19 protein-coding genes and 1 pseudogene are annotated in these 26,975 nt (G+C 72.7%); 12 read left to right on the top strand and 8 right to left on the bottom strand.

The window, feature by feature from the left end; all coding sequences use genetic code 11:
- Nucleotides 1-29: 29 nt before the first annotated feature.
- From ACWDZ4_RS29380 to ACWDZ4_RS29365, 4 genes are read left to right on the top strand one after another with little or no spacing between them, the layout of a single operon-like run.
- A complete protein-coding gene (locus ACWDZ4_RS29380; protein WP_451511422.1) occupies nucleotides 30-1,292 on the top strand; it encodes a polyprenyl synthetase family protein in 1,263 nt (420 codons plus the stop codon).
- The gene (locus tag ACWDZ4_RS29375; protein ID WP_451511421.1) at nucleotides 1,292-2,824 is read left to right on the top strand and encodes a phytoene desaturase; all 1,533 of its coding nucleotides are present in this window, start codon (nucleotides 1,292-1,294) and stop codon (nucleotides 2,822-2,824) included. Before ACWDZ4_RS29380 ends, ACWDZ4_RS29375 begins: the two co-directional genes overlap by 1 nt.
- Nucleotides 2,821-3,816, top strand: coding sequence for a phytoene/squalene synthase family protein (locus tag ACWDZ4_RS29370; protein WP_451511420.1), 996 nt, complete (start codon nucleotides 2,821-2,823; stop codon nucleotides 3,814-3,816). The genes ACWDZ4_RS29375 and ACWDZ4_RS29370 overlap by 4 nt, the downstream gene beginning before the upstream one ends.
- A complete protein-coding gene (locus ACWDZ4_RS29365) occupies nucleotides 3,813-4,841 on the top strand; it encodes a DUF5914 domain-containing protein (RefSeq protein ID WP_451511419.1) in 1,029 nt (342 codons plus the stop codon). Before ACWDZ4_RS29370 ends, ACWDZ4_RS29365 begins: the two co-directional genes overlap by 4 nt.
- A 27-nt stretch (nucleotides 4,842-4,868) precedes the next feature.
- Here ACWDZ4_RS29365 and ACWDZ4_RS29360 read toward each other — a convergent pair whose 3' ends face one another.
- The 4 genes from ACWDZ4_RS29360 to ACWDZ4_RS29345 form a co-directional block, all read right to left on the bottom strand.
- Nucleotides 4,869-6,419, bottom strand: a complete 1,551-nt coding sequence (locus tag ACWDZ4_RS29360; protein ID WP_451511418.1) for an FAD-dependent oxidoreductase — start codon at nucleotides 6,417-6,419, stop codon at nucleotides 4,869-4,871.
- The gene (locus ACWDZ4_RS29355; RefSeq protein WP_451511417.1) at nucleotides 6,416-7,174 is read right to left on the bottom strand and encodes a class I SAM-dependent methyltransferase; all 759 of its coding nucleotides are present in this window, start codon (nucleotides 7,172-7,174) and stop codon (nucleotides 6,416-6,418) included. Before ACWDZ4_RS29355 ends, ACWDZ4_RS29360 begins: the two co-directional genes overlap by 4 nt.
- 52 nt (nucleotides 7,175-7,226) lie before the next feature.
- On the bottom strand, nucleotides 7,227-8,426 hold the full coding sequence (locus ACWDZ4_RS29350) for a lycopene cyclase family protein (RefSeq protein ID WP_451511416.1): 1,200 nt from the start codon (nucleotides 8,424-8,426) through the stop codon (nucleotides 7,227-7,229).
- Between the two features lie 91 nt (nucleotides 8,427-8,517).
- A complete protein-coding gene (locus tag ACWDZ4_RS29345; protein WP_451511415.1) occupies nucleotides 8,518-9,162 on the bottom strand; it encodes an RNA polymerase sigma factor in 645 nt (214 codons plus the stop codon).
- 249 nt (nucleotides 9,163-9,411) lie between these two features.
- Between ACWDZ4_RS29345 and ACWDZ4_RS29340 the strand changes: the two are divergent.
- Nucleotides 9,412-9,932, top strand: a pseudogene (locus tag ACWDZ4_RS29340) (substrate-binding domain-containing protein); the annotation flags it as partial.
- A 153-nt stretch (nucleotides 9,933-10,085) separates the two neighbouring features.
- Here the strand turns inward: ACWDZ4_RS29340 and ACWDZ4_RS29335 are convergent.
- Entirely contained in the window at nucleotides 10,086-11,159 is a 1,074-nt protein-coding gene (locus ACWDZ4_RS29335) for a glycerophosphodiester phosphodiesterase (RefSeq protein WP_451511414.1), read from the bottom strand.
- 262 nt (nucleotides 11,160-11,421) lie between these two features.
- Nucleotides 11,422-14,004 (bottom strand): PA14 domain-containing protein, encoded by a 2,583-nt coding sequence (locus ACWDZ4_RS29330; protein WP_451511444.1) that lies wholly within the window; start codon nucleotides 14,002-14,004, stop codon nucleotides 11,422-11,424.
- 1,043 nt (nucleotides 14,005-15,047) lie between these two features.
- Here ACWDZ4_RS29330 and ACWDZ4_RS29325 point away from each other — a divergent pair.
- Nucleotides 15,048-15,917 (top strand): carbohydrate-binding protein, encoded by an 870-nt coding sequence (locus ACWDZ4_RS29325; protein WP_451511443.1) that lies wholly within the window; start codon nucleotides 15,048-15,050, stop codon nucleotides 15,915-15,917.
- Here the strand turns inward: ACWDZ4_RS29325 and ACWDZ4_RS29320 are convergent.
- Together ACWDZ4_RS29320 and ACWDZ4_RS29315 are read right to left on the bottom strand one after the other, a co-directional pair.
- A complete protein-coding gene (locus ACWDZ4_RS29320; protein ID WP_451511413.1) occupies nucleotides 15,904-17,499 on the bottom strand; it encodes a glycoside hydrolase family 53 protein in 1,596 nt (531 codons plus the stop codon). The genes ACWDZ4_RS29325 and ACWDZ4_RS29320 overlap by 14 nt on opposite strands.
- Nucleotides 17,500-17,585: 86 nt before the next feature.
- Nucleotides 17,586-19,607: a beta-galactosidase gene (locus tag ACWDZ4_RS29315; RefSeq protein WP_451511412.1), complete on the bottom strand. Its 2,022-nt coding sequence runs from the start codon at nucleotides 19,605-19,607 to the stop codon at nucleotides 17,586-17,588.
- A 201-nt stretch (nucleotides 19,608-19,808) separates the two neighbouring features.
- On the opposite strand from ACWDZ4_RS29315, the gene ACWDZ4_RS29310 reads away from it, so the two are divergent.
- The 6 genes from ACWDZ4_RS29310 to ACWDZ4_RS29285 all read left to right on the top strand — a co-directional run bounded on the left by ACWDZ4_RS29310 (nucleotide 19,809) and on the right by ACWDZ4_RS29285 (nucleotide 26,868).
- Nucleotides 19,809-21,131 carry an ABC transporter substrate-binding protein gene (locus ACWDZ4_RS29310; protein WP_451511411.1) on the top strand — a complete coding sequence of 441 codons (1,323 nt, stop codon included), beginning with the start codon at nucleotides 19,809-19,811 and terminating at the stop codon, nucleotides 21,129-21,131.
- 191 nt (nucleotides 21,132-21,322) lie between these two features.
- Nucleotides 21,323-22,168, top strand: coding sequence for a carbohydrate ABC transporter permease (locus ACWDZ4_RS29305; protein WP_451511442.1), 846 nt, complete (start codon nucleotides 21,323-21,325; stop codon nucleotides 22,166-22,168).
- Nucleotides 22,165-23,079, top strand: coding sequence for a carbohydrate ABC transporter permease (locus ACWDZ4_RS29300; protein ID WP_451511410.1), 915 nt, complete (start codon nucleotides 22,165-22,167; stop codon nucleotides 23,077-23,079). Before ACWDZ4_RS29305 ends, ACWDZ4_RS29300 begins: the two co-directional genes overlap by 4 nt.
- On the top strand, nucleotides 23,076-24,116 hold the full coding sequence (locus ACWDZ4_RS29295; RefSeq protein ID WP_451511409.1) for a LacI family DNA-binding transcriptional regulator: 1,041 nt from the start codon (nucleotides 23,076-23,078) through the stop codon (nucleotides 24,114-24,116). Before ACWDZ4_RS29300 ends, ACWDZ4_RS29295 begins: the two co-directional genes overlap by 4 nt.
- Nucleotides 24,117-24,273: 157 nt before the next feature.
- On the top strand, nucleotides 24,274-25,527 hold the full coding sequence (locus tag ACWDZ4_RS29290) for an MFS transporter (RefSeq protein ID WP_451511408.1): 1,254 nt from the start codon (nucleotides 24,274-24,276) through the stop codon (nucleotides 25,525-25,527).
- Between the two features lie 264 nt (nucleotides 25,528-25,791).
- Complete coding sequence (locus ACWDZ4_RS29285) at nucleotides 25,792-26,868, top strand: rhamnogalacturonan acetylesterase (protein WP_451511407.1); 1,077 nt, start codon at nucleotides 25,792-25,794, stop codon at nucleotides 26,866-26,868.
- The last annotated feature ends 107 nt before the right edge of the window (nucleotides 26,869-26,975 follow it).

The following is a 26,975-nucleotide window of genomic DNA, read 5'->3' as shown; positions in this document are numbered from 1 at the left end:
GTAACACCCGTCGATCCCCGCGGAGGACCATGATGCATCCGAGCAGCTCCACCGGGCCGGTCTCGACCACGCGCGGGCCGGACCCGGGCCACGGCTCTTGCGCCGACACCGACAGGGACGTGCCCGCCGCGGTGGGCCAGGTGCTCGAGGGACTGCTCCGGGAACGGATCGCGCGGGCACGGACACTCGACGAGACCTTCGCCCGGGACATCGGGGAACGCGTCGCCGACTTCACGCTCCACGGGGGCGGACGCACGCGGTCCCAGTTCTTGTGGTGGTCGATGCGTGCGTGCGGGGGCGCGGAACGGGAGAGGCCCGCAGCGCTCCGCGTGGCGGCGGCGCTCGAACTGATCCAGACCTGTGCCCTTGTCCTGGACGATGTGATGGACGGGTCGTCCAGGCGCCGCGGCCGCCCCGCCTTCCACACGCGGCTGGAGGCGCAGTACCCCACATCCCGGGCGGCCCCGCCGGGCGCCGTCTCCTTCGCCGCCTCCGCCGCCGTCCTCGGTGGCGACCTCGCACTGGTGTGGGCCGACGACATCATCGCCGACACCGCCTACGGCCACGGCGTCCGGCCGCGGGTGCTGAGCCTGTGGCGCGCGCTGCGTATGGAGATGGTCGCGGGGCAGTACCTGGATCTGCGAGGGCAAGGGCGAGGGCAGGGCCAGGAGCAGGAGGCCGGTTTCCGGTCGGTCGCCAGGGCGGTGCGCACCGCCTGTCTCAAGTCCGCGCTGTACTCGGTCGAACGGCCGCTCGCGCTCGGAGCCGCTCTCGCGGGAGCCGACGACAGGACCACGAGGGCTCTGTGCTCCGCCGGCCGCAACGCGGGCATCGCCTTCCAGCTGCGCGACGACATCGAGGGAGTGTTCGGCGACCCCCGCACGACCGGAAAGCCGTCGGGCGACGACATGAGGGCCGGCAGACTCACCTGTCTGGCTGCCGTCGCACGCGCGACGGCAGCCTCGCGAGGCGATACGGACTCCCTGGCCGTGCTCGACAACGCGCTGGGCAACCCGACCCTGAGCCAGGCCGCTCTGGAGGAGGTACGGCAGGTCCTCGTCTCCACGGGGGCGCGCAGCGCCGTGGAGACGAGGATCGAGAAGCTGCTGGCGGTCGGCTCCCGCCGGCTGGCCGCGGCAGCCCTGTCGTCGCCCGCGTCGGCCCGCCTGGCCCGGCTGCTGAACGCCGTGGCCGCGCCCCGGACCGGCGTGACCCCTGCGCACACCGGACCCGTACAGGACGGCATACCGGCTCTGCTGCTGACGGCCGGAGTCGCGGAAGGAGACCGGTGATGCGCACCGTCAAGGGACGGACCGACCACGTCGTGGTGGTCGGAGCCGGGCTCGCCGGTCTGTCCGCCGCGCTGCACCTGCTCGGCGCGGGCCGCCGGGTCACCGTCGTCGAGCGCGACACACAGCCCGGTGGACGGGCCGGCCGGGTGGACAGGGGAGGCTACCGGTTCGACACGGGCCCGACCGTGCTGACCATGCCGGAGCTCGTCGAGGACGCGTTCGCCGCCGTCGGCCGGAAACTCACCGACCGGCTGGAACTCGTCGCCCTGCACCCCGCCTACCGGGCGCAGTTCGCCGACGGCAGCGCCCTGGACGTGCACACCGACGCCGAGGCCATGGAGGCGGAGATCGAGAGCTTCGCGGGAGCGCGCGACGCCCTCGGGTACCGCCGCCTGCGCGGCTGGCTGCAGGAGCTGTACCACGCCCAGATGCGGCGCTTCATCGACACGAACTTCGATTCGCCGTTCCAGCTCCTGCACCCCGACCTCGCCCGTCTCGCGGTGCTGGGCGGCTTCGGCCGTCTCGACCCCCGGATCGGCCGCTTCATCACCGACGAGAGGCTGCGGAGGGTCTTCTCCTTCCAGGCCCTGTACGCCGGAGTCCCGCCCGCCCGCGCCCTCGCCGCGTACGCGGTCATCGCCTACATGGACACGGTCGCGGGCGTCTACTTCCCCATGGGAGGCATGCACGCCCTTCCGCGCGCCATGGCCGATACCGCCGCCGACGCCGGCGCCACCTTCCGGTACGGCCAGCACGTGACCCGGCTGGAACGCAGGGGAGAGAGAGTCACGGCCGTCATCACCGACCGGCTGCGCATTCCCTGCGACGCGGTCGTGCTGACACCGGACCTGCCCGTCACCTACCGCCTGCTGGGCCGCAGCCCGAAGCGCCCCCTTGGCCTGCGGCACTCCCCGTCCGCCGTCGTCCTGCACGTCGGCACCGACCGCACCTGGCCGCAGCTGGCCCACCACACGCTCTCGTTCGGAGCGAAATGGAATGAAACCTTCCATGAGCTGACCGGCAGCGGGCGGCTGATGAGCGACCCGTCCCTGCTCATCACCCGGCCGACCGCCACCGACCCGCTGCTCGCCCCGGCCGGACGGCACGTGCACTACATCCTGGCGCCCTGCCCCAACACGGACATCGGCCCGAGCCGCGAGCAGTGGCACGACCTCGCTCCCCCTTACCGCCTGAGCGTGCTCGCCGAACTGGAACGCCGCGGACTGACCGGCCTCGCCGGGGCCATCGAGGAGGAGTGCCTGATCACCCCCGCCGACTGGGCCGGACAGGGACACGCGGCCGGTACGCCGTTCTCGGCGGCCCACACCTTCGCCCAGACAGGCCCCTTCCGCCCCCGCAACCTGGTCCGCGGAACGGCGAACGCCGTCATCGCGGGATGCGGAACGACCCCGGGCGTCGGCGTGCCCACCGTCCTCATCTCCGGGAAGCTCGCGGCCGCCCGCATCACCGGAGCCCCGGGGCCCGCCCGGTCCCGCGCCCACCACCGGAACCCCGTGGGCGGCGCCTCGTGACGCGCCGGGAACTGGCGGCCGCGGGCATCACCGAGCCCCGCCTGCGCGCCGCCTACACGCACTGCCGCGCCCTCAACGCCCGGCACGGCAAGACCTACTTCCTCGCCACCCGCCTGCTGCCCGTCGAGCGGCGGCCGGCCGTCCACGCCCTGTACGGCTTCGCCCGCTGGGCCGACGACATCGTCGACGACCTGGGCACCCGGGCGTCCGCCGCCGAGCGCGGCGCCCGGCTGACCGCCCTGGCGGCGCGCCTGCGGGACGGGCTGCGAACGGGCCGCAGCCCCGAACCCGTCGTACACGCCCTCGCCGACACCGCGGCCCGGTACGGCATCGACCCCCGGCACTTCGACGATTTCCTCGCCTCCATGCGCTGCGACCTCGTCGTGACGGACTATCCGACGATGGACGATCTGAACCGGTACATGCACGGATCGGCCGCCGTGATCGGCCTGCAGATGCTGCCGGTGCTCGGCACCGTCGTGCCGCGCGCCGAGGCCGCACCGCACGCGGCAGCCCTCGGAGTGGCGTTCCAGCTGACGAACTTCCTGCGGGACGTCGGCGAGGACCTCGACCGCGGGCGGGTCTACCTGCCCGCGGATCTGCTGGCCGCGCACGGAGTCGACCGCGAGCTGCTGCTCTGGAGCCGGGCGGCCGGCCGGAGCGACCCCCGGATCGTCGAAGCGCTCAAGGCCGCGGCGCACGTGACCAAGGGCGTGTACCGCAAGGCCGCACCCGGACTGCCCATGCTCGACCCCGTCTCCCGCCCCTGCATCCGGACCGCCTTCGCCCTGTACGGCGGCATCCTCGACGCCGTCGCCGACGACGGGTACGCGTGCGTCCACCGGCGCGCGGTGGTCCCGCCCCTGCGGAGGGCGGTGGTCGCTCTCGACGGTCTGAGCCGGCTGGCCGTGGCCAGGAGCAGGGCGTCGCGCACGAGAGCCGGGCGCCCCGCCGGCCCGGCCGCCACGCCCGTGGAGGAGCAGCTCGCATGACGTCCCCGTCACCCGCCGGCCGCCGCCGCTTCCCGCTCCGTTTCCGCCGTACGCCGACCCCGTGGGACAAGCAGTGTCCGACCTGGCGCGAGGCCCGCCCCGCCGTGATCGACGCCGCGCTCAAGCGTGCTCTCGCCCGTCCGTCCGGGAACTGGTACGTACTCGCGGCCGCCCGCGAGATCACGTCGAAGGGCTCGTTCGGGCGCACCGTCGCCGGCGTGGAGGTCGTCGCCTGGCGCGACGCGCAGGGGCGGCCGGTCGCGGGTCCCGGAGCGTGTCCGCACCTCGGCGCGCCACTGGGCCGCAGCCCCGTCCGCTGCGGCACCCTCGTCTGCCACTGGCACGGGCTGGCCCTGGACGGCAGGGCGTACGCGGGCTGGGAGCCGTTCCCCGCGTACGACGACGGTGTCCTGGTGTGGGTGCGGCTGGACGAGGCGGGCGGGGAGCCGCCGCTGGAGCAGCCCGTCGTACCGGCGCGTCCGCGTTCGCGGTCCGCCGTGGCCGCCGTGTACACCGGGACCGGTGTGTGCGAGCCGCAGGACATCGTGGCGAACAGGCTGGACCCCTGGCACGGTGCGTGGTTCCACCCGTACTCGTTCGTCGACCTCGGGGTCGTCAGTGCCCCGGGCGGTGAAACGGGCGGTGAAACGGGCGAGGACGACGACGCGTTCGCCGTGCGGGTGTCCTTCAGACTCGCGAGCCGCGTCGTCGTCCCCGTGACGGCCGTCTTCACCGCGCCCGAACCTCGCACCGTCGTCATGCACATCACCGAGGGGGAGGGCGCGGGGTCGGTCGTCGAGACACATGCCACCCCGCTGGAGCCGGACCTCCACGGCCGGCCGCGCACCGCGGTGATCGAAGCGGTGGTCGCCGCGTCCGACCGGCCCGGGTTCGCCGCGGCCCGCGCGCTGACTCCCGTACTGCGGCCGCTGATGCGCGCCGCCGCCGGACGGCTGTGGCGCGACGACCTCGCCTACGCCCAGCGCCGGTGGCAGCTCCGCAGCGCCGGCCGGTTCCCGGGCTGACGCCGCGCTCCTGCGCCGGCGGGGCCGTCAGCGCGTGCCGAGCCGCCCGAGCGCCCGCAGGACGGACGAGCGGCCCCGGTCCGGCACGGTCCACAGGGCGTGCCCCCGGATCCGCCACCGTGCGAGCAGGGCGTTCGCCGCGAGGAAGCCGCTGGTCGCGGCACGCTCCATCAACGCCACCGGCAGTTCCGTACGCACCAGGTCGCCGGCCACCATGACGGACGGGTCGGGCGTACGGACCGCCGGGCGTCCGCGGTAGCCGCCGACAGGGAACAGCGGGCAGTCGCTCCGCCACTCGTGCCGCTCGTCCACCACCTTCGCGTCGCGGGTCTCCGGGTACACCCGGTGCAGCTGCCGCAGCATCCGGTCCTGGACCGCTTCCCGGTCACCGGCCCGCGCCACGGCGTAGGCGTGCAGCTCGACGACGGAGCCGCCGGTGCGCAGGGTCCACCGGTGGGCCTCGCCCTCCCAGCGCTCCAGCACGCTGACGTTGTCGAGGTCGCCGTACCCGCTCGTGCCGAGGAAACCGGGCCGGTCCGCGGCGACCGGCCGGTCCAGCCACAGCCGCGACACCAGGAACGGCGGCGCGGTGCGAAGGGCCGCGATCCCGGTGCGCCAGGCGGGGTCGCCCAGCGACGGCGAGGCGGCCACCACCTGCCGCAGCCCCGGCGTGTCCAGGGCCAGTACGACGGCGTCGTGGCGGGCGGTGCGCCCTGAGGCGGTCACCTCCAGCGCACCGCCGTCGACCGGCCGCACGGTCTCCACCGGCGTCCCGGTGCGGATGCGGGCGCCCAGGCTGTCGATGTGGCCGGCCAGCGGTTCCCACAGCGCCTGCGGGAACGGCTCGCGCGGTACGTCGAACAGCAGGCCCTCGCTCGACCCCAGGAAGTAGATGTGGAACATCAGGGCCAGCTCGGCCGCGGACAGGTCGCGGGGATCGGCGAAGAAACTGCGGGAGAACACCTCGAACGCGAGATGGTGCGCGGCCTGCGGGAACCGGATCTCCGCGAGGAAGTCCGCCGCGCTGACGCCGTCGAGCCGCTCGTACACGTCGGGCACCCGGACGTCCAGCAGCGGCAGCGCGGCCCGCGGACTCATGCGCAGCAGGTCCGCCCATCCGAACGACGGGCTGCGGGCGACGAATCCGAGCGCGCTGAGCGGGGGAGTGCGCGGCACCTTCGCGAAGCTGTCGTACATGCCGCCGCTGTGGCGCAGCGGGTAGTCGGGAAGGCCCGTCAGGGTGTGCAGCCCGGGGTCGGCGCGGCGCAGCAGCGCCCGCAGGTTGTAGTACTGCCGGAAGAAGGCGTGGAAACCACGGCTCATCGTCGCCGTCGAGCCGTCGGTCAGTTCGACGGGCCAGCCGGCCAGCCGTCCCCCGAGTCCGCTGTCGCGTTCGTACAGGGTGACGCCGACGCCCCGTTCGGCCAGAGCGGTCGCGGCGGCGAGGCCCGCGATGCCGCCGCCGACGACCGCGACCCGGGGCGCGGGCTCCGGGGCGTGTGCACGGCCGGGGCGGGCCGGCAGCACCCGCGCCTTGGGGTCGCGGCCGTGCCGCAGCGGGCTCCTGGCGCGCCTCACGCGTCCTCCTTCGTCGTGCCGGGCCTTGTCGTGCCGGGCCTTGTCGTGCCGGGTACGTGCGCCACGAAGGTGTGCGTGATCCCGGTCTGCCATCCCGGCAGGGGGAGAGCCCGCACTCCGGCCAAGCCGGACCTGCGCAGTCTGGCCGCGAACGCGTCCGCGGTGTCGAACGCGACGACGCTGCGCCACAGATGGTCGTACAGCGCGGTGTCTCCATGGCGCCGGCCGAGCGGCATCACCAGCGCCTTGCACACCGCCGTCCACACCGCGCGGTCCACCGGGCGGCCGCTGAGCGTGTACTCGTGGACGGCGACGCGCCCGCCCGGCGCGAGAGCGGAGCGGACTGCTGCCAGGACCTGGTCCGGATCGTCGACATTGCGGAACAGGTACGCCGCGAACACAGCGTCGAACGGCCCGTGGACACCTGCCGCCTCCAGCAGTTCCACGGGGCTGTGCACGAAGGAGACACCGGGCGGCCAGGGCTTGGCCCGGGCCCGCTCCAGCATCCCCGCGGAGGCGTCCACGGCCGTGATCTCGGCGAGGGGAGCGGCCCGGAGCAGTGCGGCGGTGGAGGCACCGGTGCCGCAGCCGAGGTCGAGCAGGCGCAGACCTCTGCCGGCGGCCGGGAGACCGAGCCTGCGGGCCGAGCGGCGCAGATGGCGGTGGTAGCCCGGGCTGGCCGAGGTCATCCGGTCGTACGTCCGCGCGGCGTGGTCGAAGGCGGCGGACAGATCGGCGTCGCGCAGGAGGGACATGCGGTCCTTTCGTGGGGAAGGCGGTTCGCCGGGACGGGCTGTTGACGACGTGTCATGGCGTGGGCGTGCGTCTGGGCAGGCGCGGGACTTCGAGGACGGTACGGAGCATGGGGCGCACGGGCGTGTGCAGGCCGATGCGGACGTCCTCCCACCAGTGGGTGCGGCCGTCGAGGAAACGCAGCAGCCGTTCCGTCGGGACCTCGCGGAACAGGCGTGTGAAGAACGACGCGCCGTCCACGCGCCCGGTGTCCAGCGCCCTCAGCAGGACGGAGTCCAGTGCTCTGGACCGCACCGGGTGGGGGGCGGGGACGAGCGGCGTGCGCCCCTTCAGCAGCGCCTCGGCGATGGCCCCCGTCTGGCGTTGCGTCGCGGAGAAGGTGTAGCCGGTGGAGGGCCGGGTCGCTCCTCCCGCCGCGCCGATGGGGAAGACGCACCGCCCCGTCCTGCGGGGGAAAACGGCGTCGGTCATGGGGATCACCCCCTGCTCCGTGGCGGTGACGCGCAGATCGCCGAGGCCGAGCACGTCCCTCGTGTAGTGGCGCAGGGCGCGTTCGTAGGCGTCCTCGGTGAGAACCCGCCGGGAGAACTCCGTGTACTCCACCAGCGCTTCGTGGGCACTGAACGGCAGGACGTAGCCGAAGGAGAGCCCATGGCCGGGCTGCGGGGTGCGAAAGTCCATGAGTTCCACGACCGAGGGGTCGAACACCGGACGGCCGGTCCTCACGAACCACCCCCGGAAGTGCTGGAGCAGGGTGGTACGCGCCGGATACGGCTCGCGGGGCGGACGGGAGTCGAAAGCCCAGCGCGCCTGGATCCGCACCTCGCGGCCCGCCGCGTCGCGCCCGCGCACCTCGGCGCCGCCGGCAACGTCGTGGACCGTCTCGACGGCGGCCTCGAACCGGCGGTGCCCGGCGCGGCGCAGGCGCTCGGACAGCAGCCGCTCGAAGCTCTCCGAGGTGAGCATCTTGTACTGGAGCGGGGACGGTTCGCCCAGCACCCGGACCCCGTCGGGCCCCGTCACCCGCAACCGGTCCCAGCGGGCGGACAAGGCGTCGTCGTACTCCCCGCCGGACTCCTCCCAGAAGCACCACGTACGCCGGGGCGGCCGGAGCGGTCCCGGCGGGGCGTCCACGACGGCGACCGACAACGGCCGCCGCGCGGAAGGCACCCCGCTCAGTCTGTGCGCCAGCGACAGGCCGGCCGCGCCGGCGCCGATCACGACGACATCGGCGTACCACACCGTGTCTCCCACACCGTGCCTCCCTCCCCGAAGCGCCCGCGGATCCGCGCCGTCCACCGATCGGGTACCGATGTTTCCGCAGGAGACCCGGCGGTGGATGCACTCACCGGGCGCGTGTCGTACCCGAATCCGGTTCCATGGACCGGCGCAGGGAACGCAGCGCCCGGCGGATATGGCTCTTCACCGTTCCCAGGGGCAGGCCCGTGCGGTCCGCGATCTGCGCCTGTGTGAGGTCGCCGTAGAAAGCAAGACCCACCACGCGTCGCTGAGCCGACGGGAGCCGTTCCAGCTTCCGCGCGACGAGAACACGGTCGAGCGCTTCGTCCGCGCCGCCGCGGGTGCCGGGCGCGGGAGACTGCTCGTACCGCGTGGAGGCCGCCGCCACCAGCTCCGCCCGTCGCGCCCGGGCGGCGAGAGCGTCCGCGATCTTGTGGCGCGTGATGCCCACCAGCCAGCCCGCCAGGCCGCCCTGCCCGGGGCGGTAGCCGTGGCGGCCGCGCCAGGCGGCGAGAAAGACCTGCTGGGTGACGTCTTCGGCTTCGTGGTCGTCGCCGAGGGCCCGGCGGGCCAGTGTGTGCACGAGCGATCCCCAGCAGCGGTACACCGCTTCCACGCACCGCTCGTCGCCCGCGACGAAGCCGGTGGCGAGCAGCTCGTCGTCACGCCTCTCTTCGGCGCACCGCTCGGCGTGCGGCGTCCGCGCGAGCACGGCGGAACGCGTGGTGGTCCCGGGGCCGAACTGCGGCATGGCCGGCTCCTCATCCCTTGATGAGCCCGCGCCGTTCGGGCGCGATGACACCCCGAGCGTTGTCCTTGGCCCCAGGGGACGCAACTTGCATCGTTAGTGCGTCGTATTTTCCTGGTGCTGTCCCGCCGTCCCGCCGCGCGGACAGGCGCGAGCGGCGGGCGTCCGCCGGGGGTGCCTGTGTCTGAGCGGTTACTTCGGCCGGGGACCGGTGCGGGCCGTCACGTCGGACACCTTCCAGCGCTGGTCGGAGCCGGCGGAACCCGCACCGCCGTGCGCCGTCTGCTCGACCTCGGTCACCGTACGGTCTGGCACCTCGCGGGTCCCGAGGAGTCCTACGCGGCGCAGCGCCGCACCGACGCCCGGCGCGCCGAACTCACCGGGGCGGGCCGCATCCCGCCGCCCCTGGTGAGGGGCGACTGGTCGGCGGAGTCCGGCTACCGGGCCGGCCTGGAACTCGCTTCCCGGCACGACTGCACGGCGGTGTTCGCCGCCAACGACCGGATGGCACTGGGGCTCCTGCGGGCCCTGCACGAGCGGGGCCGGAAAGTGCCGGAGGACGTCAGCGTCATCGGTTTCGACGACATCCCCGGGGCAGGCTCCTTCCTGCCTCCCCTGACCACCGTTCACCAGGGCTTCGCCGAAGTGGGGCGGTGCTGCGTCGAGGGCGTCCTGCGGCAGATGCGTCACGACACGACAGAACACGGCACCACGCTCGTCCCACGCTCGTCCCCACGCGGCTCGTGGTGCGCGACAGCACCGCCCCGCCGCCCCCGCGCCGGCCCGGCAGGCACCGCCCCGGGGCTGCCCGTCCGCGTACCGGGAGAGCGGCGCGGTCCCGCCGTGGAGGCACGCGCAGCCGCTCCCCGGCCGGCGGGACCCTGTCCGCGAGGACGCCCGGCACCGCCTCTTTTGGCCGAGGCCCTCTACGCGGCCGCGCCGGATCCGGAGGGCGCGCGGTATGCCTTCGGGAGCTTGAAGCCGTGGTCGCTCATGACGGTGCGCAGCCGGTCGGGGTAGTCGGTGATCATGCCGTCCACTCCGTCGCCGATCAGCTTGTTCATGGTGGCCGTGTCGTTGACCGTCCACGGGATCACCTTCATCCCGGCCGCGTGCGCCCTGGCCACCATGGCCTTGGTCACGTACGGCTCGTAGCCGGGGTCGTCGACCGTGCCGCCCTGGGGGGCGCCGTGCACCGGGGAGAGGGCGTCCGCGCCGAACGACGTGGCCGCGGCGACGAGATCGCCGTCGAAGTCGTCGATGTCCAGGCCGCCCAGCCAGGGCGACCTGCCCTCCATGCCGGCCTGCAGGAACTGCTGCCCGTTGGTCAGCGCCACGATCGGCAGCCGCGGCTCGACCTGACGCATCCGCATCAGCGCGCCCCAGTCGAAGCTCTGGACGGTCACCCGGCCGAGCACCCCGGCCCGGCGCACCTCGTCCGCCACGACCCGGACGAACTGCTCGCGGGGCGCGGTCTCGTGCGGAGCGCCGGCCTCGACCTTGGTCTCGACGTTCATCATGACCTTGCGGGCCCGGTACCGCTCGACGAGGCCGAAGACCTCGGAGAGCAGCGGCATCTTCGCACCGGGGCTGGGACGCTGTCCGGGGTACTGGGGAAGGGTCTGCGTCCCGCAGTCCAACGTCCGCACCTGGGCGAAGGTGAGACCGGCGATGTACTTGCCGACGTACGGGTACTGCGGGTCCCCCGCGTACGCCGGGCCCGTGTCACGGCACTTGGCCGCGGCGATCCGCCGGTCGTGGGTCACGACGGCCTTGCCGTCCCTGGTGATCTGCACGTCGAGTTCCAGCGTGCCGACCCCCGTTTCGAGCGCGTTCGAGAACGAGGCGAGGGTGCTCTCGACGACGAGCCCGAGTCCTCCGCGGTGAGCCTGCAGGTCGAACGCGTGACGCCGGCCCTGCGGGCTGCTGTCGGCGGCCGCCGCCGGGCCGGCCGGAGCCGCCGCGCAGACGGCCGAGAGGCCCACGAGGGCGGATGCCACGAGCCTGCGCCGAGCGGAGCGACCGGGACGGGCCGTCGGGAGAGGGAACACCATGTCGTGCCTTTCACGAGCGGCTGGGAGCTCATTCCTGGTACAGCTTTCAGCGGGACCGTGGTCCGGAGGGCGGCTGCCGGGCGTCCTTCCGGTGGCGGCCCGATGACGATCGCGCCCTGTCCCCGGTGCCGGTGCCGGTCGGCGGTACGCGGCAGTGTCCCTCGCCCCCCGGAGAGGGACGAGGGACACTGCCGTCACCCGTGGGGGGTCAGGAGGCGGAGCAGGACAGGCTGCCTTCGGAGGCGCCCTCGACGAGGGCGTCATGGGCTGCCCTGAGCCGCTGGACGTCCGGCTTGACCACCTTGCGGTCGTAGGTGAGCAGGCCGTTCAGCTCGCCCTCCAGATCGGTGATCTGGGTGTAGACGGTGCCGTTGCTTCCCCGGCAGGCGGCCAGCTGTCCGACCTCCTCGAGCCGGCTCAGGTACTGGTCGGTGTACGTGTCCCGCCCGACACCGACATAGGTGTGCCGGACGGGCCAGGCGTGTCCGGGAATCGCCAGACCGAGGCCGCCGTACTCACCGCTGACCAGCGCCCGCTCGCCGTCGGGGGCGGGCAGTTGCGCACCGGGGTAGCCGTGGGCGTCGGAGATGTCGCCGTTGCCGCCGTCCACCGCCCCGCAGCAGTTGTGCCCGCTCATGTTGTTGACGAGCCGGGTCGGGTCGAGCGCCTTGGCGTAGTCCGCGATCCGTGCCTGGTCGTACTGGCCCCAGCCCTCGTTGAAGGTGACCCACATGATCACCGACGGGTGGCTGTCGTGCTGCTGGATCATCTCCTTCAGCTCGCTCTCGAACTGCTTGCGCGCGGCCGCGTCCGGGTTCCGGTCCGAGCGCATGGACGGCATGTCCTGCCAGACCAGGAGCCCGAGCCGGTCCGCGTGGTAGAACCAGCGGTCGGGCTCGACCTTGATGTGCTTGCGCACGGAGTTGTAGCCGAGCTCCTTGTGCATCTCCAGGTCGTACGCGAGCGCCTCGTCGGTCGGCGCCGTGTGCAGCCCGTCCGGCCAGAAGCCCTGGTCGAGCGTGGCCATGGAGAACACCGGCTCGCCGTTGAGCACGGTGCGCCGCTTGCCGTCGACGGTCTCGACCGCGATGCTGCGCATGCCGAAGTAGCTGCCGGTGCGGTCCGCCGAAGCGCCCTTGCCGACCGTCACCTTGAGCTGGTAGAGGTGCGGGTCGTCGGGAGACCACAGGTGCGGGTCGGGCACGGGTACGGAGAGCGCCGAGCCGGTGGTGCCGGTGGCCCTGCCGATCTCCCGCTCGCCGTCGTACGCGACGGCGGTCACCGGCAGGCCGTCGCGTACGCCGCGCACCTGGACGGCGACCTTCTCACCCGCCACGTCGGGGGTCGTCCTGACGTCCGTGGCGTGGTCGGCGGCCACGGGCTCCATCCACACCGTCTGCCAGATGCCGGACGACGGGGTGTACCAGATGCCCTCGGGGCTCAGGCGCTGCTTGCCCACCGGCGGGTTCTCGCCGTCCGGGGAGTCGGTCGGGTCGTACACGCCGACGACCAGTTCCTGCGGCCCGCCGCGCTTCAGGGCGTCGGTGACATCGGCGGTGAACCGGTCGTAACCGCCCTTGTGACCGGTGACCTTCCTGCCGTTGACGTAGACCTCGGCCTGCCAGTCCACGGCGTCGAAGTTCAGGTTCAGCCGCTTGCCGTCACCGACCTTCCAGCCCTTGGGGACGGTGAAGGTGCGCTTGTACCACATGCGCTCCTCGTGCCGCTCGACGCCGGACAGCTGTGACTCGACCGGGTAGGGGACCAGGATCTTCTCGTCGAGGTCCTTGCCGAACGGCGGCCGTTCGCCCTCGCGCGCCCCGGCGAACTGCCATTCGCCGTTCAGGTTCTTCCATGCCTTGCGGGTCAGCCGGGGGCGCGGGTACTCGGGAAGGGCGTTGTCCGGCCCGACCTCGTCGGCCCACTTGGTCCGCAGCTGGTACTCGGACCCGTTCGGGCCGGAGGTCCAGAAGTCGTCGACCGCCTCGCCGTCCGCGGTGTTCAGCCCGCCCTCGCCGTCGTAGCGGACGTCGGCGACCCCGCCCTGCCCGACGACCGGTTCGTCGAGCGTGACCAGGAGCTTCTTCGAGTCGTCCGGGTCCAGCCGCGCCGTGTCCAGCGGCCACTCGGCACCGCCGATGACGGCTTCGAAGTGTTCCGGGAGTCCGGCCGGGGGAGTTGCCAGTGCCTCGGGGAACTCCAGGCTCAGGGTCCGCCCGGACGCCTGGACGGCCACGGCGGACGGCCCGTTGTACTCCATGCCCTCGGGCAGGGTGAAGGCGGACCGGGGCACCGCGGTCTTCTCGCCACCGGGCGGCGTCCAGCGCAGGTGGAGGCTGGAGCCGCCGTGGTGCTCGAAGAACTCGACCTTGATGTCGTACGCCCGGCCGGCCTCCAGGGCGACCGGTGCGGAGTTCTGCTCCCGGTCCCAGTCGTCGACCCAGTGGTCGATGACCGGCCGGCCGTCGATCCAGAGCCGGAACCCGTTGTCGCCGGTCATCGAGAAGACGTGGTCGCCGGTCTTCTCCGGGGTGATCCTCCCGGTCCAGCGGACCGTGGCGTGGTCGGACCGGCCGGTGCGCGCCTGGAGCCGTTCCTCGAGCGTGTTGAAGGCGAGGTCCGGGTCGACGGTGGTGGCCTTCAGCTCGTCGAAGTCGAAGGCCCCCGGCGCGGACTGGGTGTAGTAGTCACCCCTCAGGCCGTGCGCCGCGCCGGGCTCCTCGGCGGCCGAGGCGCTGGCGCCGGGTACGACGGCGGTACCGGCGAGGGCGAGGGCCGCGAGGGCGACCAGTAACGACGCCGGCCGGGTGTGGGCGCGGGGGAGCGCGCTCGTACGGGGGAAACGCAACAGAACCTCCCGGTAGGACTTACGTATGTACCTGGGGCGTTGAGGTCTCGTCGGGGTGGCGCCCGCGCCCGGTGGCGTCCGGGCGGCACGCGCCGCGGCCCACTGGCCGGCGGGCCGGACCCGCCAGGCCGGCCCGCCGCCGGAGAAGTCCGTCCGCGGCCGCGCCCGAAGCCGCAGCGCGGTGGTGGACACCGGGGCGAAGGCCACCCGGTCGGACCGGTCCGCCGCCGTGCCGTACGCCGCGGCGGCCTCCACCGGCCGCCGGTCGCCGGCGGCGTCCCGGTACAGCGGCTGCCAGGGCTCCGGGACGCGGCAGCGCCCGGCGCCGGCGTCGTCGAACCAGTACACGGACACCTCGTCCGGGCGGATCGCGTCGGCGAACTCGTACGGGACCCGCTCGGTGGTCCCCGTGCGGTCCCACCAGGTGAAGCGCGGGACGGAGCGGTCGCCCGGACCGGACGGCCGCGTGGTGGTGTCGAGGACCAGCGCCTGGGGGCTGCCCACCCCGCCGAAGGACGCCGTGCACGCGATCCACTCGTGGGCGCTCGGCCCCGAACCGGCCGGGCAGGCCCGTCATGCCGTTCAGCGTGGCGCCACCGGTGGCGGCCGGCGTGCTGGTGAGGAACCTTCGACGTTCCATGTCCCGAAGTCCTTCCGAAGTGAGGTTTCGGCACGGTGCGGGGTGTGCGGGGAGGGCGGCTCCGCGGGGAGGGTCGGACGGGCGTCGTCGGGCACCCGGGACGGACGCGCGGGGACGGCCCGGGGAGGGATTCCGGCGTGCGGTGCTGCCGTTGTACTACGTTGGAAATCCTGGCGCCGTGCAGCATGAGAGCACGGGTGCGGAGCCCTGTCCACCCCGCTTTCGCAACGTCCCTGGCCGGAGCGGAAGAAGCGGTTTCGGCGGCCGGGGACGGATGCGGGATTCGGTGCGTTCGCGGTCTTGCCTCGGGACCACTCGGCCCGTATAACGTTGTAAATTCCATGCGATTGCATACGGCGGGAGAGGGCGGAGGGGAGGGAGAGGCGCGCCGGAACATCCCGCCCGCACCCCGTCCGCGCCTCGCCCGCGTTCCGTCCCCTCCGTCGTCCGCGCGCTCTGCACCGACCAGGGCGCGCCGGGCAGCGCCCCGCTGACCGGCGAGCGCACCCTCACCCTGCGGCCCGAGCAGCGGCAGGCGGAGCACGCCGTCGGGCTGAACGGCCCCCAGGCCGTCACCGCCTCCTCGGCCACCGGCGGAGAGCGGCTGGGCGACATCCAGAACGGAGAGCGGGCGCAGCTGTTCCCGGTCAGCCCGTCGGGGGTCACGGGCCTGGAGGCGCGGGTCTCCTCGGGCGGCCGGGGAGGCGGCGTCTCCCTCCGGCCGAACTCCCCGACCGGATCCGAGATCCCCGGGGTCCATGCCGCCCCCACCGGCAGCTGGGACACGTACACCGAGGTCAGCGCCGCCGTCAGCCCACCGGACAGCGCGGTGCACGATCTGTACGCCGTCTTCACCGGCCCGGCCGGCGGAGCCCTGCTCGACCTGGACGCGGCCACCTTCACCGGCCCGGTGTCGGCAGGGCGCGGGGTCCCGCACGGGCCCCGTCAGGAACCCGCAGTCCGGCAAGTGCCTGGACACCAGCCAGAGCCGGAGCGGGACCGCCGACGGGACGCAGACGCAGCTCCGGACCCGCAACGGCAGCGGTGCCCGGAAGCGGACGCTGCCCCAGCCGGTCACCACGCGGTCACGTGTCCGTGCCGGTACGGACGGCTCCCGGCACCGGCCGCGTCATGCCGGTCGGTGCCGGGAGGCAGTGGGGTTCCCGGCCTCCGGGGAGGGCGGAGTCACCGGGGCGTCGCGCTCAGCGGTGCTTGAACCAGTCGGCGGCCGGCAGTGCGCGGTCGTCGTAGCCGAACAGCGCCTGGTTCTCCCAGCCGTTGCCGGACGCCGGGTCCGTCGGGTCCCAGCCGTTGCCGGACACCGCGGTCCAGGGCGCTTCCCAGTAGAAGACGCCCAGACCGCGGCCGTTCGGGACGGCCTCGACCACGCTGGTGATGTCCGCCAGCCAGGCGGCCTGCCCGGCGGGTGTGGCCGGGTAGCCGGGGATCAGCTCGCTCTCCTGGTCGATGATGTCGGTGTGGGTGTCCTTGCTTCCCAGGCGGAACGGGTAGGCGGTCTCCGCGACGAACACCGGCTTGCCGAAGCGCGCCGCGCTGTTGTCCAGCGTCGTCTGGAGCTCCGCGAGGGTGCCGTGCCAGTAGCCGTAGAAGGAGAGCCCGATGACGTCGAAGCGCACGCCCTGGGCGACGGCGTTGTCGAACCACCACCGCGTACCGGCCCAGTCGCCGCCCTTGGCCAGGTGCAGGGCGACGGCCGTCGTGGGTGACACGGCCTTGGCCGCGTCGTGGCCCGCGTTGAGCAGCCCGGCGAGTTGCGGCCAGTGGGAGGTGGCACCGTCCGGCCAGAGCATCCCGCCGTTGATCTCGTTGCCGATCTGCACCATGTCCGGTGTCGTGCCCTGGGCCTTGAGCGCGCTCATCACGTCGTGCGTATGGGCGCGCACGTCGGCCTTGAGCTGCTCGTAGCTGTGACCGGCCCATGCCGCCGGCCTGCTCTGGGCTCCGGGATCGGCCCAGGTGTCCGAGTAGTGGAAGTCGACCAGGAGCTTCATGCCCTGTGCCTTGACACGCTTGGCCATCGCGAGGACGCGGGGCTTGTTGTTCCAGCCGTCGGCGGGGTTCACCCACACCTTCAGCCGGGCGTAGTTCATGCCGTGGGACTTCAGGATCGCGAGCCCGTCACCGGCGGCGCCGCCGGAGCTGCGGTAGACCCCGCCGAGGGCTTCGCTCTTGGGGAGGGAGGAGACGTCCGCACCCCTGGCGGGAACGCCGGTCCGCCCCGGGGCGAAGGTGATGTCGTCGACGTTGATCCAATTGCCCGCCCGGGCATCGGAGTTGATGCTGATGGTGCACTGGCCGCCGGTCACGGTGACGGACGTGACGATCCGCACCCACGAGCTGGTGGAGACGGGCAGTGCGGTGCGCTGCTCGGCCGAGCCGCAGTTGCGCAGGGCGAGGTGGGCGGAGTTCTGGCCGCCGCTGGAGCGGACCCAGGCGGTGAGCGTCCAGGGGCCGTCGGCGATGCCGGAGAGGTACTGGTAGGTCTCCACCTTGTAGGCGGAGGGCGACCAGTGACTGAGCCGGTGACCGCCGGAACGGCCGCCGGCCTCGGTGTAGGAGGCGGCGTGCTGGTTCGCCGCGGAGTAGGTGGACCAGTCCGCCGGGGTGGGCGTGGCGGCGGAGCCGGCCTCGAAACCTCCGTTGCCGAGCGAGGACGCGGCCTGCGCGGTGGTGGAGGGAAGACCGGCCAGGGCCAGGCCGGCGAACAGGGGCAGGAGCAGGGCTCGTACCGCCCGGCGCGTGGTGCGAGATCTTGGCCGGAGCCTGAGTGGGAACACCGTTGTCCCTTCGGCGGAGGATGGGGATGGGGATGGGGATGGGGGTGATGGGGACGAGCTCGCGGATGGCCGATGGCGGGGGAGCGTCACGCCTCAAGGGCGACGACACGGACGGCGCCGGCCGGCGCCGTGAGCGTGCCCGCGACGCGCTCACCGGTCAGCAGGTCGGTGCCGGGGGAGTCCAGTGCCACCTTCGCGTCCGCTGTCGTGTGGTTGATGACGAAGACGTACGTACCGCTCTCGCCGGAGCGGCGGACGACCTCCACGTCGCGCGGCAGCCCGGTGCGCGGAGCGATCCCCGCGTCCTCGCCGGCACGCTCGAGCACGGAGTCCAGGTGAGTGCCGGACAGCCGGCTGGAGAGGTACCAGGCCGTGCCTTCGCCCAGGCGGTTGCGGGTCACGGCGGGCCGGCCGGCCGGGATGCCGTCGGCGTACGTCCACAGGGTCTCGGCCCCACGCGGCACGACGACCTCGGACCACACGTCGCCCGTCAGCTCCGGGCCGTCGGCGCCGGTCAGCCGTACCGTCTCGCCCGCCAGCAGCGGTGAGAACTCCTCCACGGTCAGGCCCAGTACGTCCCGCAGCGCGCCCGGGTACGCGCCGGGGTGCACGGCGTCGTGCTCGTCGACGATGCCGGAGAAGTACGACACGACGAGCGTGCCGCCGTTCTCGACGTACGCGCGGAGGTTGCGGCCGGCCGCCTCGGTCGTGAGGTAGAGCGCGGGGACCACGACCAGCGGGTAGCCGCTCAGGTCGGACTCGGGGTGGGCGAAGTCGACGGTCAGGTGACGGTCGTACAGCGCCTCGTAGAACGTGTCGGCGCGCTCGCGGGCGTCGTGGTCCTCGCTGGGGCGCCATTCGAGCTGCTGGGCCCACCAGGACTGCCAGTCCCACAGCACGGCGACGTCCGCGACCGTCCGGGTGGCGCGCAGGGGTTCCAGCGACTCGACCGCGCGGCCGAGTCCGACGACCTCGCGCCACACCCGGGAGTCGGTACCGGCGTGCGGAACCATCGCCGAGTGGAACTTCTCCGCCCCGCGCCGCGACTGACGCCACTGGAAGAACATCGCGCCCTCGGAGCCGCGGGCCACGTGGGCGAGCGAGTTGCGCGCCATCTGGCCGGGGGCCTTGGCGGGGTTGCGCGGCTGCCAGTTGACGCCGGAGGTCGCGTGTTCGAGCAGCAGCCAGGGGGCCCCGCCGGCCACCGAGCGGGTGATGTCTGCCGTCATGGCGAGGTTGACGTGGGTGCGGCGTCCGTCGGTGATCAGGTAGTGGTCGTTGGTGACGATGTCGACCTCCCGCCCCCAGGCCCAGTAGTCGATCGAGTCGCACTGGCTGAGCGCGGTCATGAAGTTCGTGGTGACGGGCACGCCCGGCGCCAGCCGGTGCAGGATGTCCCGTTCGGCCACGAAGTTCTCGCGCAGGGTCGCGTCGGCGAAGCGGCGGTAGTCGAGCTGCTGGGCCGGATTGCCGGTGGTGGGCGTGGTGCGCGGCGGGTCGATCTCCTCGAAGCCGCGGTAGCGCTGGCCCCAGAAGGCCGTTCCCCAGGCCCCGTTGACCGCGTCGACGGTGCCGTACCGCGCGCACAGCCACTGCCGGAAGCGGGCGCCGCACGTGTCGCAGTAGCAGGCCGAGACCGGGACGCCGTACTCGTTGTGCACGTGCCACAGGGCGAGCGCCGGGTGGCCGGCGTAACGCCGGGCCAGTTCGGTCGTGATCCGGGCCGCGGCCTGCCGGTACGCCGGTGAGCTGTGGCAGATCGCGCCGCGCGAGCCGAACGCCAGACGCCGTCCGTCCGGGTCGACGGGCAGGGCGTCGGGATGGGCGCGGTAGAACCAGGCGGGCGGCGCGACCGTGGGGGTGCCCAGGTCGGCGCGGATGCCGTTCGCGTCGAGCAGGTCCAGCACCCGGTCGAGCCAGCCGAAGTCGTACGCTCCCGGGTCCGGCTCCAGCAGCGCCCAGGAGAAGATCCCGACGCTCACCAGGGTGACGCCGGCTTCGCGCATCAGCCGTACGTCCTCGTGCCAGACGGATTCCGGCCACTGCTCCGGGTTGTAGTCACCGCCGAAAGCGAGTCGGGTCAGGCCCCTGGGCGTGGTCTCCGGCATCGATGTCCCCCTGCGAGGTAACGGTTCGTCTGGTGATGGACTGGGAACGTACACAGAATTCTTCGTGCTCGTCCAGTAGTAAAAACGATGCATCGAATCCATTGACAAGTATCGAGCCTGTTTCTCTACTGTGAACGTTCACAGAACAGTGCTGCGCCGCCCGCATCCGTCTCGGGCGCCGTCCGGCCCAGGGAGAAGCTCATGTCGTACGCCTCGTATCGCCGCTTTTTGGCCATGTCGGCCGCCGTCGCGCTGGGAGGTTCGGTTCTTGCCGGCTGCGGTTCGCCGGACGACAGTGACGCCGGCGCGCGGTCCGGTCCGGTGGAGCTGACCTACTGGGCCTGGGCGCCCGGGATCGACAAGGTCGCGGACCTGTGGAACAAGGGGCCGGGCAAGAAGGAACAGATCACCGTCACGGTCAAGAAGCAGGCGGCCGGCGACGACCTGGTGACCAAGATCGTCACCGCCGCCAAGGCGAAGCAGGCCCCTGACCTGGTGCAGGCCGAATACCAGGCCCTGCCGACCCTCGTCAGCAACGACGTGCTCGCCGACATCTCTGGCGAGGCCGACGGCGCGCGCGGCGCCTTCGCCCCCGGAGTCTGGCAGCAGGTCACCCTCGGTTCGGACGCGGTCTACGCCATACCGCAGGACTCCGGGCCGATGATGTTCTACTACCGCGAGGACCTGTTCGAGAAGTACGGCCTGAAGGTCCCCGCCACCTGGGACGAATTCGCCGAGACCGCCCGCGCGTTGAAGAGGAAGGCCCCGGACAAGGACCTCACCACCTTCTCCGCCAACGACTCCGGCCTCTTCGCCGGTCTTGCCCAGCAGGCCGGCGCCCGGTGGTGGACGACCGAGGGCGACAAGTGGAAGGTCGGCATCGACGACGCCGCCACCAGGAAGGTCGCCGACTTCTGGGGCGGCCTGGTCGCGGAGGACGCCATCGACAACCAGCCGATGTACACCCCGGCCTGGAACAAGGCGCTCAACACCGGACGGCAGATCGGCTGGGTCAGTGCCGTCTGGGCCCCGGGCACCCTCACCACCGCCGCCCCCGACACCAAGGGCAAGTGGGCCGTGGCGCCGCTGCCGCAGTGGTCCGCGTCGAAGCCCGCGACCGGCAGCTGGGGAGGCTCCACCACCGCCGTCACCAACGACAGCGAGCACAAGGCGGCCGCCGCCGCGTTCGCCACCTGGCTGAACACCGACCCGAAGGCGCTCGAGGCCCTGGTCGAGGAGAGCGGCATCTACCCGGCGGCCACCGCCGCCCAGAGCGGCGGCGCGCTCGCCGAGGCCCCCGACTACTTCTCCAACCAGCCCGACTTCTACACCGAAGCGGCCGCGATCGCGAAGACCGCGGCCCCCGCGGCCTGGGGCCCGAACGTCAACGTCGCCTACACCACCTTCAAGGACGCCTTCGGCCGGGCCGCCAAGAACAAGTCGGGCTTCGGCGCGGCGCTCACCGCGGTGCAGGACAAGACCGTCGCGGACCTGAAGAAGAGCGGCTTCGGAGTCGCGCAGTGAGCCACCCGACGCCCCGCACGGCTCCGCCACCACCGTCATCCCCTTCGTCCCCACCGCCCCCGTCACCTCCGCCTTCCCCGTCACCCCCGCCGCGCCGGGTCCACCCGCCGGCCGGGCGGCGGCCACACCACCGGGCAGGAGGGCCGGGGCCGGCCCCCTACGCCTTCCTCGCCCCCGCCGCCGTCCTCTTCCTGCTCTTCTTCGCCCTGCCCATCGGCTACGCCGGCTACCTCAGCCTGCGCAAGGTCGAGATCGAAGGGCTGGGCCTGGGCCGGGGCGCACGCCAGGAGGTGTGGGCCGGACTCGCGAACTACACCGACGCGCTGACCGATTCCGAACTGCTGGACGGTGCGCTCCGGGTCCTCGGGTACGGCGCGATCGTCGTCCCCGTGATGCTGGGCCTGGCCCTCGTCCTCGCCCTGCTGCTCGACACGGACCGGATACGGCTCGCCTCCTTCTCCCGGCTCGCGATCTTCCTTCCGTACGCGATCCCGGGCGTGGTCGCGGCCCTGCTGTGGGGATTCCTCTACCTCCCCGACGTCAGCCCCTTCGCGTACCTCCTGGAGCAGGTGGGGCTGTCCCAGCCCGACCTGCTCGACGGCGCACCGCTGTACGGGGCGCTCGCCAACATCGCCGTCTGGGGCGGCACCGGCTTCAACATGATCGTCATCTACACCTCGCTGCGCGCCATCCCCGTCGAGGTGTACGAGGCCGCCAGGCTCGACGGCTGTACGCCGCTGCAGATCGCACTGCGCATCAAGATCCCGATGGTGGCGCCCTCGCTGGTGCTCACCTTCTTCTTCTCGATCATCGCGACCCTGCAGGTGTTCGCCGAGCCGACCACGCTGAAACCGCTCACCAACTCCGTTTCCACCACCTGGAGTCCGCTGATGAAGGTCTACCAGGACGCGTTCGTCAAGGGGGACATCCACGCGGCGGCCGCCGAGGCGGTGCTGATCGCCGCGGCGACGCTCCTGCTCTCGTTCGGGTTCCTGCGCCTGGCGAACTCCCGTACCAAGCAGGGGGCATCCCAGTGACCGCAGCAACCGTACGCAGGAGCGCGCCCGCCGCCGGCTCCACGCCGGGCACGGCCCAGGGGCCGCCCCGCCGCCCGCGCCGCAGCCGCGCCGGACTCCTGCCCAGCGCCGCCCTGCTGCTGGGAGCCGCGTACTGCCTGCTGCCCGTGATCTGGGTGGTCGTCGCCGCGACCAAGGGCTCCGACGAGCTGTTCTCCACCTTCACCTTCCTGCCGGGCACCGGTCTCGCGGACAACCTGGGCGACCTGACCGCGTACCGCGACGGTGTCTTCTGGCAGTGGATGCTCAACTCCGGCTTCTACGCGGGCTGCGGCGCGCTGCTGTCCACGGCGGTGTCGGCCGTGTCCGGCTACGCGCTCGCGATGTACCGGTTCCGCGGCCGCGAGGCGCTGTTCAACGTTCTGCTCGCCGGCGTCCTGATGCCTCCCGTGATCCTCGCCGTACCGCAGTACCTGCTGCTGGCCAAGGTCGAGCTGACCGATTCCTACCTCTCGGTCCTGCTGCCGCTGGTCCTGTCCCCGTACGGCGTCTACCTCGCGCGGATCTACGCCGCCGCCGCGGTGCCCGCCGATGTCGTCGAGGCCGCGCGGATGGACGGCGCGGGGGAGTGGCGGATCTTCACCCGCATCGGGCTGCCGATGATGGTGCCCGGCCTGGTGACGGTGTTCCTCTTCCAGTTCACCGCGATCTGGAACAACTTCCTGCTGCCATACATCATGCTCGGCGACGACGAGAAGTTCCCGATCACGCTGGGGCTCTTCACCCTCCTCTCCCAGGGATCGAACCAGCCGTCCCTCTACACCCTGGTGATCACCGGCGCCCTGCTCGCCGTTGTCCCGCTGATCGCCCTGTTCCTGGTCGTCCAGCGCTTCTGGAGCCTGGACCTGCTGTCCGGAGCCGTAAAGTCGTGACCATGAACACCAACGGGGGCCGGCGCAGGGCGGCCAAGCCGCCGACGATCCACGACGTCGCCCGCGAGGCCGGCGTCTCACGTGGGACGGTCTCCCGCGTCCTCAACGGCGGGCATTACGTCAGCCCCGCCGCCCGCGAGTCGGTCGAGGCCGCGATCAGCAGGACGGGCTACGTCGTCAACCGGCACGCCCGGTCGCTCATCACCGGCCGCTCCGACTCGGTCGCCTTCCTGCTCACCGAACCGCAGGAGCGGTTCTTCGAGGACCCCAACTTCAATGTGCTGCTGAGGGCTTGCACGCAGTCCCTCGCGGACCACGACATCCCCCTGCTGCTGATGATCGCCGGCACCGAGGCGGAACGCCGCCGTATAACGCGCTACATCACCGCAGGTCACGTCGACGGGGTCCTCCTCGTCTCCAGCCACACCGGAGACCCGGCCGCCGACCAGCTGCGGGACGCGGGCGTGCCCCTCGTCGCCTGCGGAAAGCCCATCGGCCATGCGGGGAAGGTCAGTTACGTCGCGGCCGACGACCGCGACGGCGCCCAGGACATGGTGCGCCACCTGTACGCCTCCGGGCGTCGGCGCATCGCCACGATCACCGGCCCGCTGGACACACCCGGCGGCATCGACCGGCTCGCCGGCTACCGGCAGGCGCTGGCGGAAGCGGGCCTGGAGGCCGACGAACGGCTCGTCGCCACGGGGGACTACAGCCGGGTGAGCGGGGAGCACGCGGCCGAGCGGCTGCTGGCGGCCGTACCGGACATGGACGCCCTGTTCGTCGCCTCCGACCTCATGGCACAGGGAGCCCTCACGGCACTGAAGCGGGCGAACCGCCGGGTGCCCGAGGACATCGCGGTCGGCGGCTTCGACGACTCGCCCGCCGCGCTCGCCACCACTCCGGAACTCACCACCATCCGCCAGCCCTGGGACCGTATCGCGTCCGAGATGGTCCGCCTCCTGCTCGCGCAGATCAGCGGCGCGGACACCTCGGCGGTGATCCTGCCGACGGAACTGGTGAGCCGGGGCACGGTGTGACGACCCGCCCTCGTTGACGGGCGGGCGCCGGGCTGTCCCCGCCCGGCGCCCGGAGGCCATGCCTCCGTACTCCCTGCGCCGCGCACCTGCGCGTCGACCCGCACGGCACAACCATGTCCTCCGCCCGCGCGAGCGCGGGCCGGCCAGTGGAGCCCACATGAGCGATGACACCCTGAAACAACACCTCGCCGGAACTCCCACCGGAATTCCCGCCGAAACCCCAGCCGAAACCCCGGCCGAAGCCCCCGCGACACGGATCTTCACCGGTCCGGCCGTGGTGGCCTCCTGTATCGGCTTCGTCCTGATCGGCGCCCTCCAGGCCCTCTACGGGCCCGCCATTCCGGCCCTGCGCGAGAAGTTCGGCCTCTCCCCGTCGGGAGCGGGGCTCGCGCTGAGCGCCCACTTCGTCGGCGGGGTCGTCGGTGTGCTGCTGTTCGACCAGTTGTACGGACGGGTGGGCAACCGCCCCGTCATCGGCGCCTCGTACCTGCTCATGGCCGTCGGAGCGGCCGGTTTCGCGCTCGCGCCGAGCTGGCCGGTCGCCCTGCTCGCCGCGTTACTGGCCGGCTTCGGGTTCGGTGGCATCGACTACGGGCTCAACCAGCTGTTCGCGGTCGGGTTCGGCGAACGCTCCACCGCGATGCTGAACATCCTCAACGCGCACTTCGGCGTGGGCGCCATCCTCGGCCCCGCGCTGATAGCCGCCGTGGGAGCGGCGCACTACGGAGCTGTCTTCCTCGGTTTCGCGCTGGTGACCCTGCCGCTGATGCTGTGCCTGGGCGGGATACGCCGGACGGCCGCGCGGGCGGCGGGCGGCGGAGCCGACCCCTCGGGAACACGCCCGCAGGCGCGCGGCAGAAGCCTCGGCACGGTGCTGGCGGTGTTCGTCACCCTCTATGTCCTGCACGTGGCCATCGAAGCGGGCGTCGGCGGCTGGGAACCCACCCACCTGGAGACGGTCGGCTACAGCGCGGGGGCCGCCGCCACCGCCACCTCCGTGTACTGGCTGATGATGACCGTCGGCCGGTTCCTGGTGGCACCGGTCGCCCTGCGCTTCTCCGCGCAGTCCATCATCGCCGTTTCCTGCGCGGGAATGACGGGATGCCTGTTGCTGGCGGGAGTACCGGGGCTGGCGCCGTACGCGTACGCGGGTGTCGGGCTGTTCATCGCCCCGATCTTCCCCACCGGCCTGCCGTGGCTCAGCAGGGCCGCGCCCCGCGCCCGCCGCGCCGGAGCCCTGGTGATCGCCGCGTCCATGGTGGGCGGGGTCGCCGCCGGGCCCGTCCTGGGCAGGGCCATCGAACTGTCCGGCGTCCGCGCCGTACCGCTGCTGCTGTGCGCCCTCTCCGCCGCGTGCCTGGCCGCGACCGTCTGGCTGATCCGGGCCACCCGCCCCGCCGAGGACCACTGATCGTGCGGGGAAGCGGGTGGTGGGTGCGCGAGGGGTTGACCCGGCGGTGCGTCTGTTGGGAACCTTCCCTCGCTCAGCAAGCGCTTTCTGTCCCTTGGCGCCCCCTTGGACCCTCTCTTCGTGAAAGGGCTCCGCAGGCAAGGAATGAATCGTTTCACAACATCGGCGGAGGCGCGTATGCCCACAAGGCGTGACCCGGACGGAGACGGGAACTCATGACGGCGCCCGGCGACAGGCACCCCGCACCCTCTTGGAGGAGCTCGTATGACGCGTACGACGCGTAGGAAACGCACCGCCGTGCTGGCCGCGCTGACGGCCGCCGCCGGCTGCCTGACCGCCGTGCCGGCCGGTGCCGCGCCCGGACAGGAAGCCGGGCACGGGCACGGAAGCGGTCTCGAACACTGCACCGGCACCGGACCCGTGGTGTGCCACTTCGACGTCGCGCCGGGAACGTACGACGTCGCGGTCACCCTCGGCGGGACACCGGCGGGCAGCACCTCCGTGGTCGCCGAGACCCGCCGCACCCTGTTCGCCGAGACCGTCACCGCGCCGGGGCAGCGTGCCCGCCGTGCCTTCACGGTGAACGTCCGTACCCCGGAGGGCGAGCCCACCGGCCCCGCCGGGACGCCCGGCCTCACCCTCACCTTCGCCGGAGCCGCTCCCGCTCCGGCCGCGGTCCGCGTCACCCCCGCGCCGCACACCCGCCGGATACTGCTGGTCGGGGACTCGACGGTGTGCGACCAGCCGGGGGAGCCGTACTCCGGCTGGGGCCAGCAGCTGCCGCAGTACCTGAAGCGCGGTGCGGCCGTCGCCAACTACGGCGACTCCGGCGAGAGCAGTGCGAGCTACCTGGAGAACCCCGCGCTCTTCCCGGCCGTCCGACCGCTCGTCCGGCGCGGCGACCTGGTGCTCATCCAGCTCGCCCACAACGACAAGCAGACCGGCGCGGCGGCCTACCGCGCCCATCTCACCGCGCTCGTCGACGGAGTGCGTGCGCGTGGAGGCCGTCCCGTCCTCGTGACGCCCATCGTCCGCCGCTGGTTCAACGCCGACGCCACCCTGAACAACGACACCGCCCTGCTGGTCAACGGCCTCGGCGTGAACCACCCGGCGGAGATACGCGCCCTGTCGGCGGAGCTGGGGACCCCGCTGGTCGATCTCACGGCCCTCACCAAGAGCCGGGTGGAGGAGCTCGGCCCCGAGGCGTCCAAGGCCCTCTACCTGACGGCGGAGAAGCGCGACAACACGCATACCTCGGTGCGTGGCGCGACCGAGTACGCGCGCCTGGTCCTCGACGCCCTGCGCGAGCAGCGGCTGGTACCGGAGCGGCTCGTTCGCTGAGCGGCGAAGCCGAGGGGGAGGCGGGGGGGGGCGGGCGGGGGGGGCGCCCCCCCCCCCCCGGGGGGGGGCCCCGGGGGGGGGGCACCGCGGGACACAACCCACAAAAC

This window comes from Streptomyces sp. NPDC003016 (assembly GCF_053591455.1).
The sequence above is the reverse complement of the archived record's forward strand: the minus strand, read 5'-3'. Positions and strand labels throughout refer to the sequence as shown.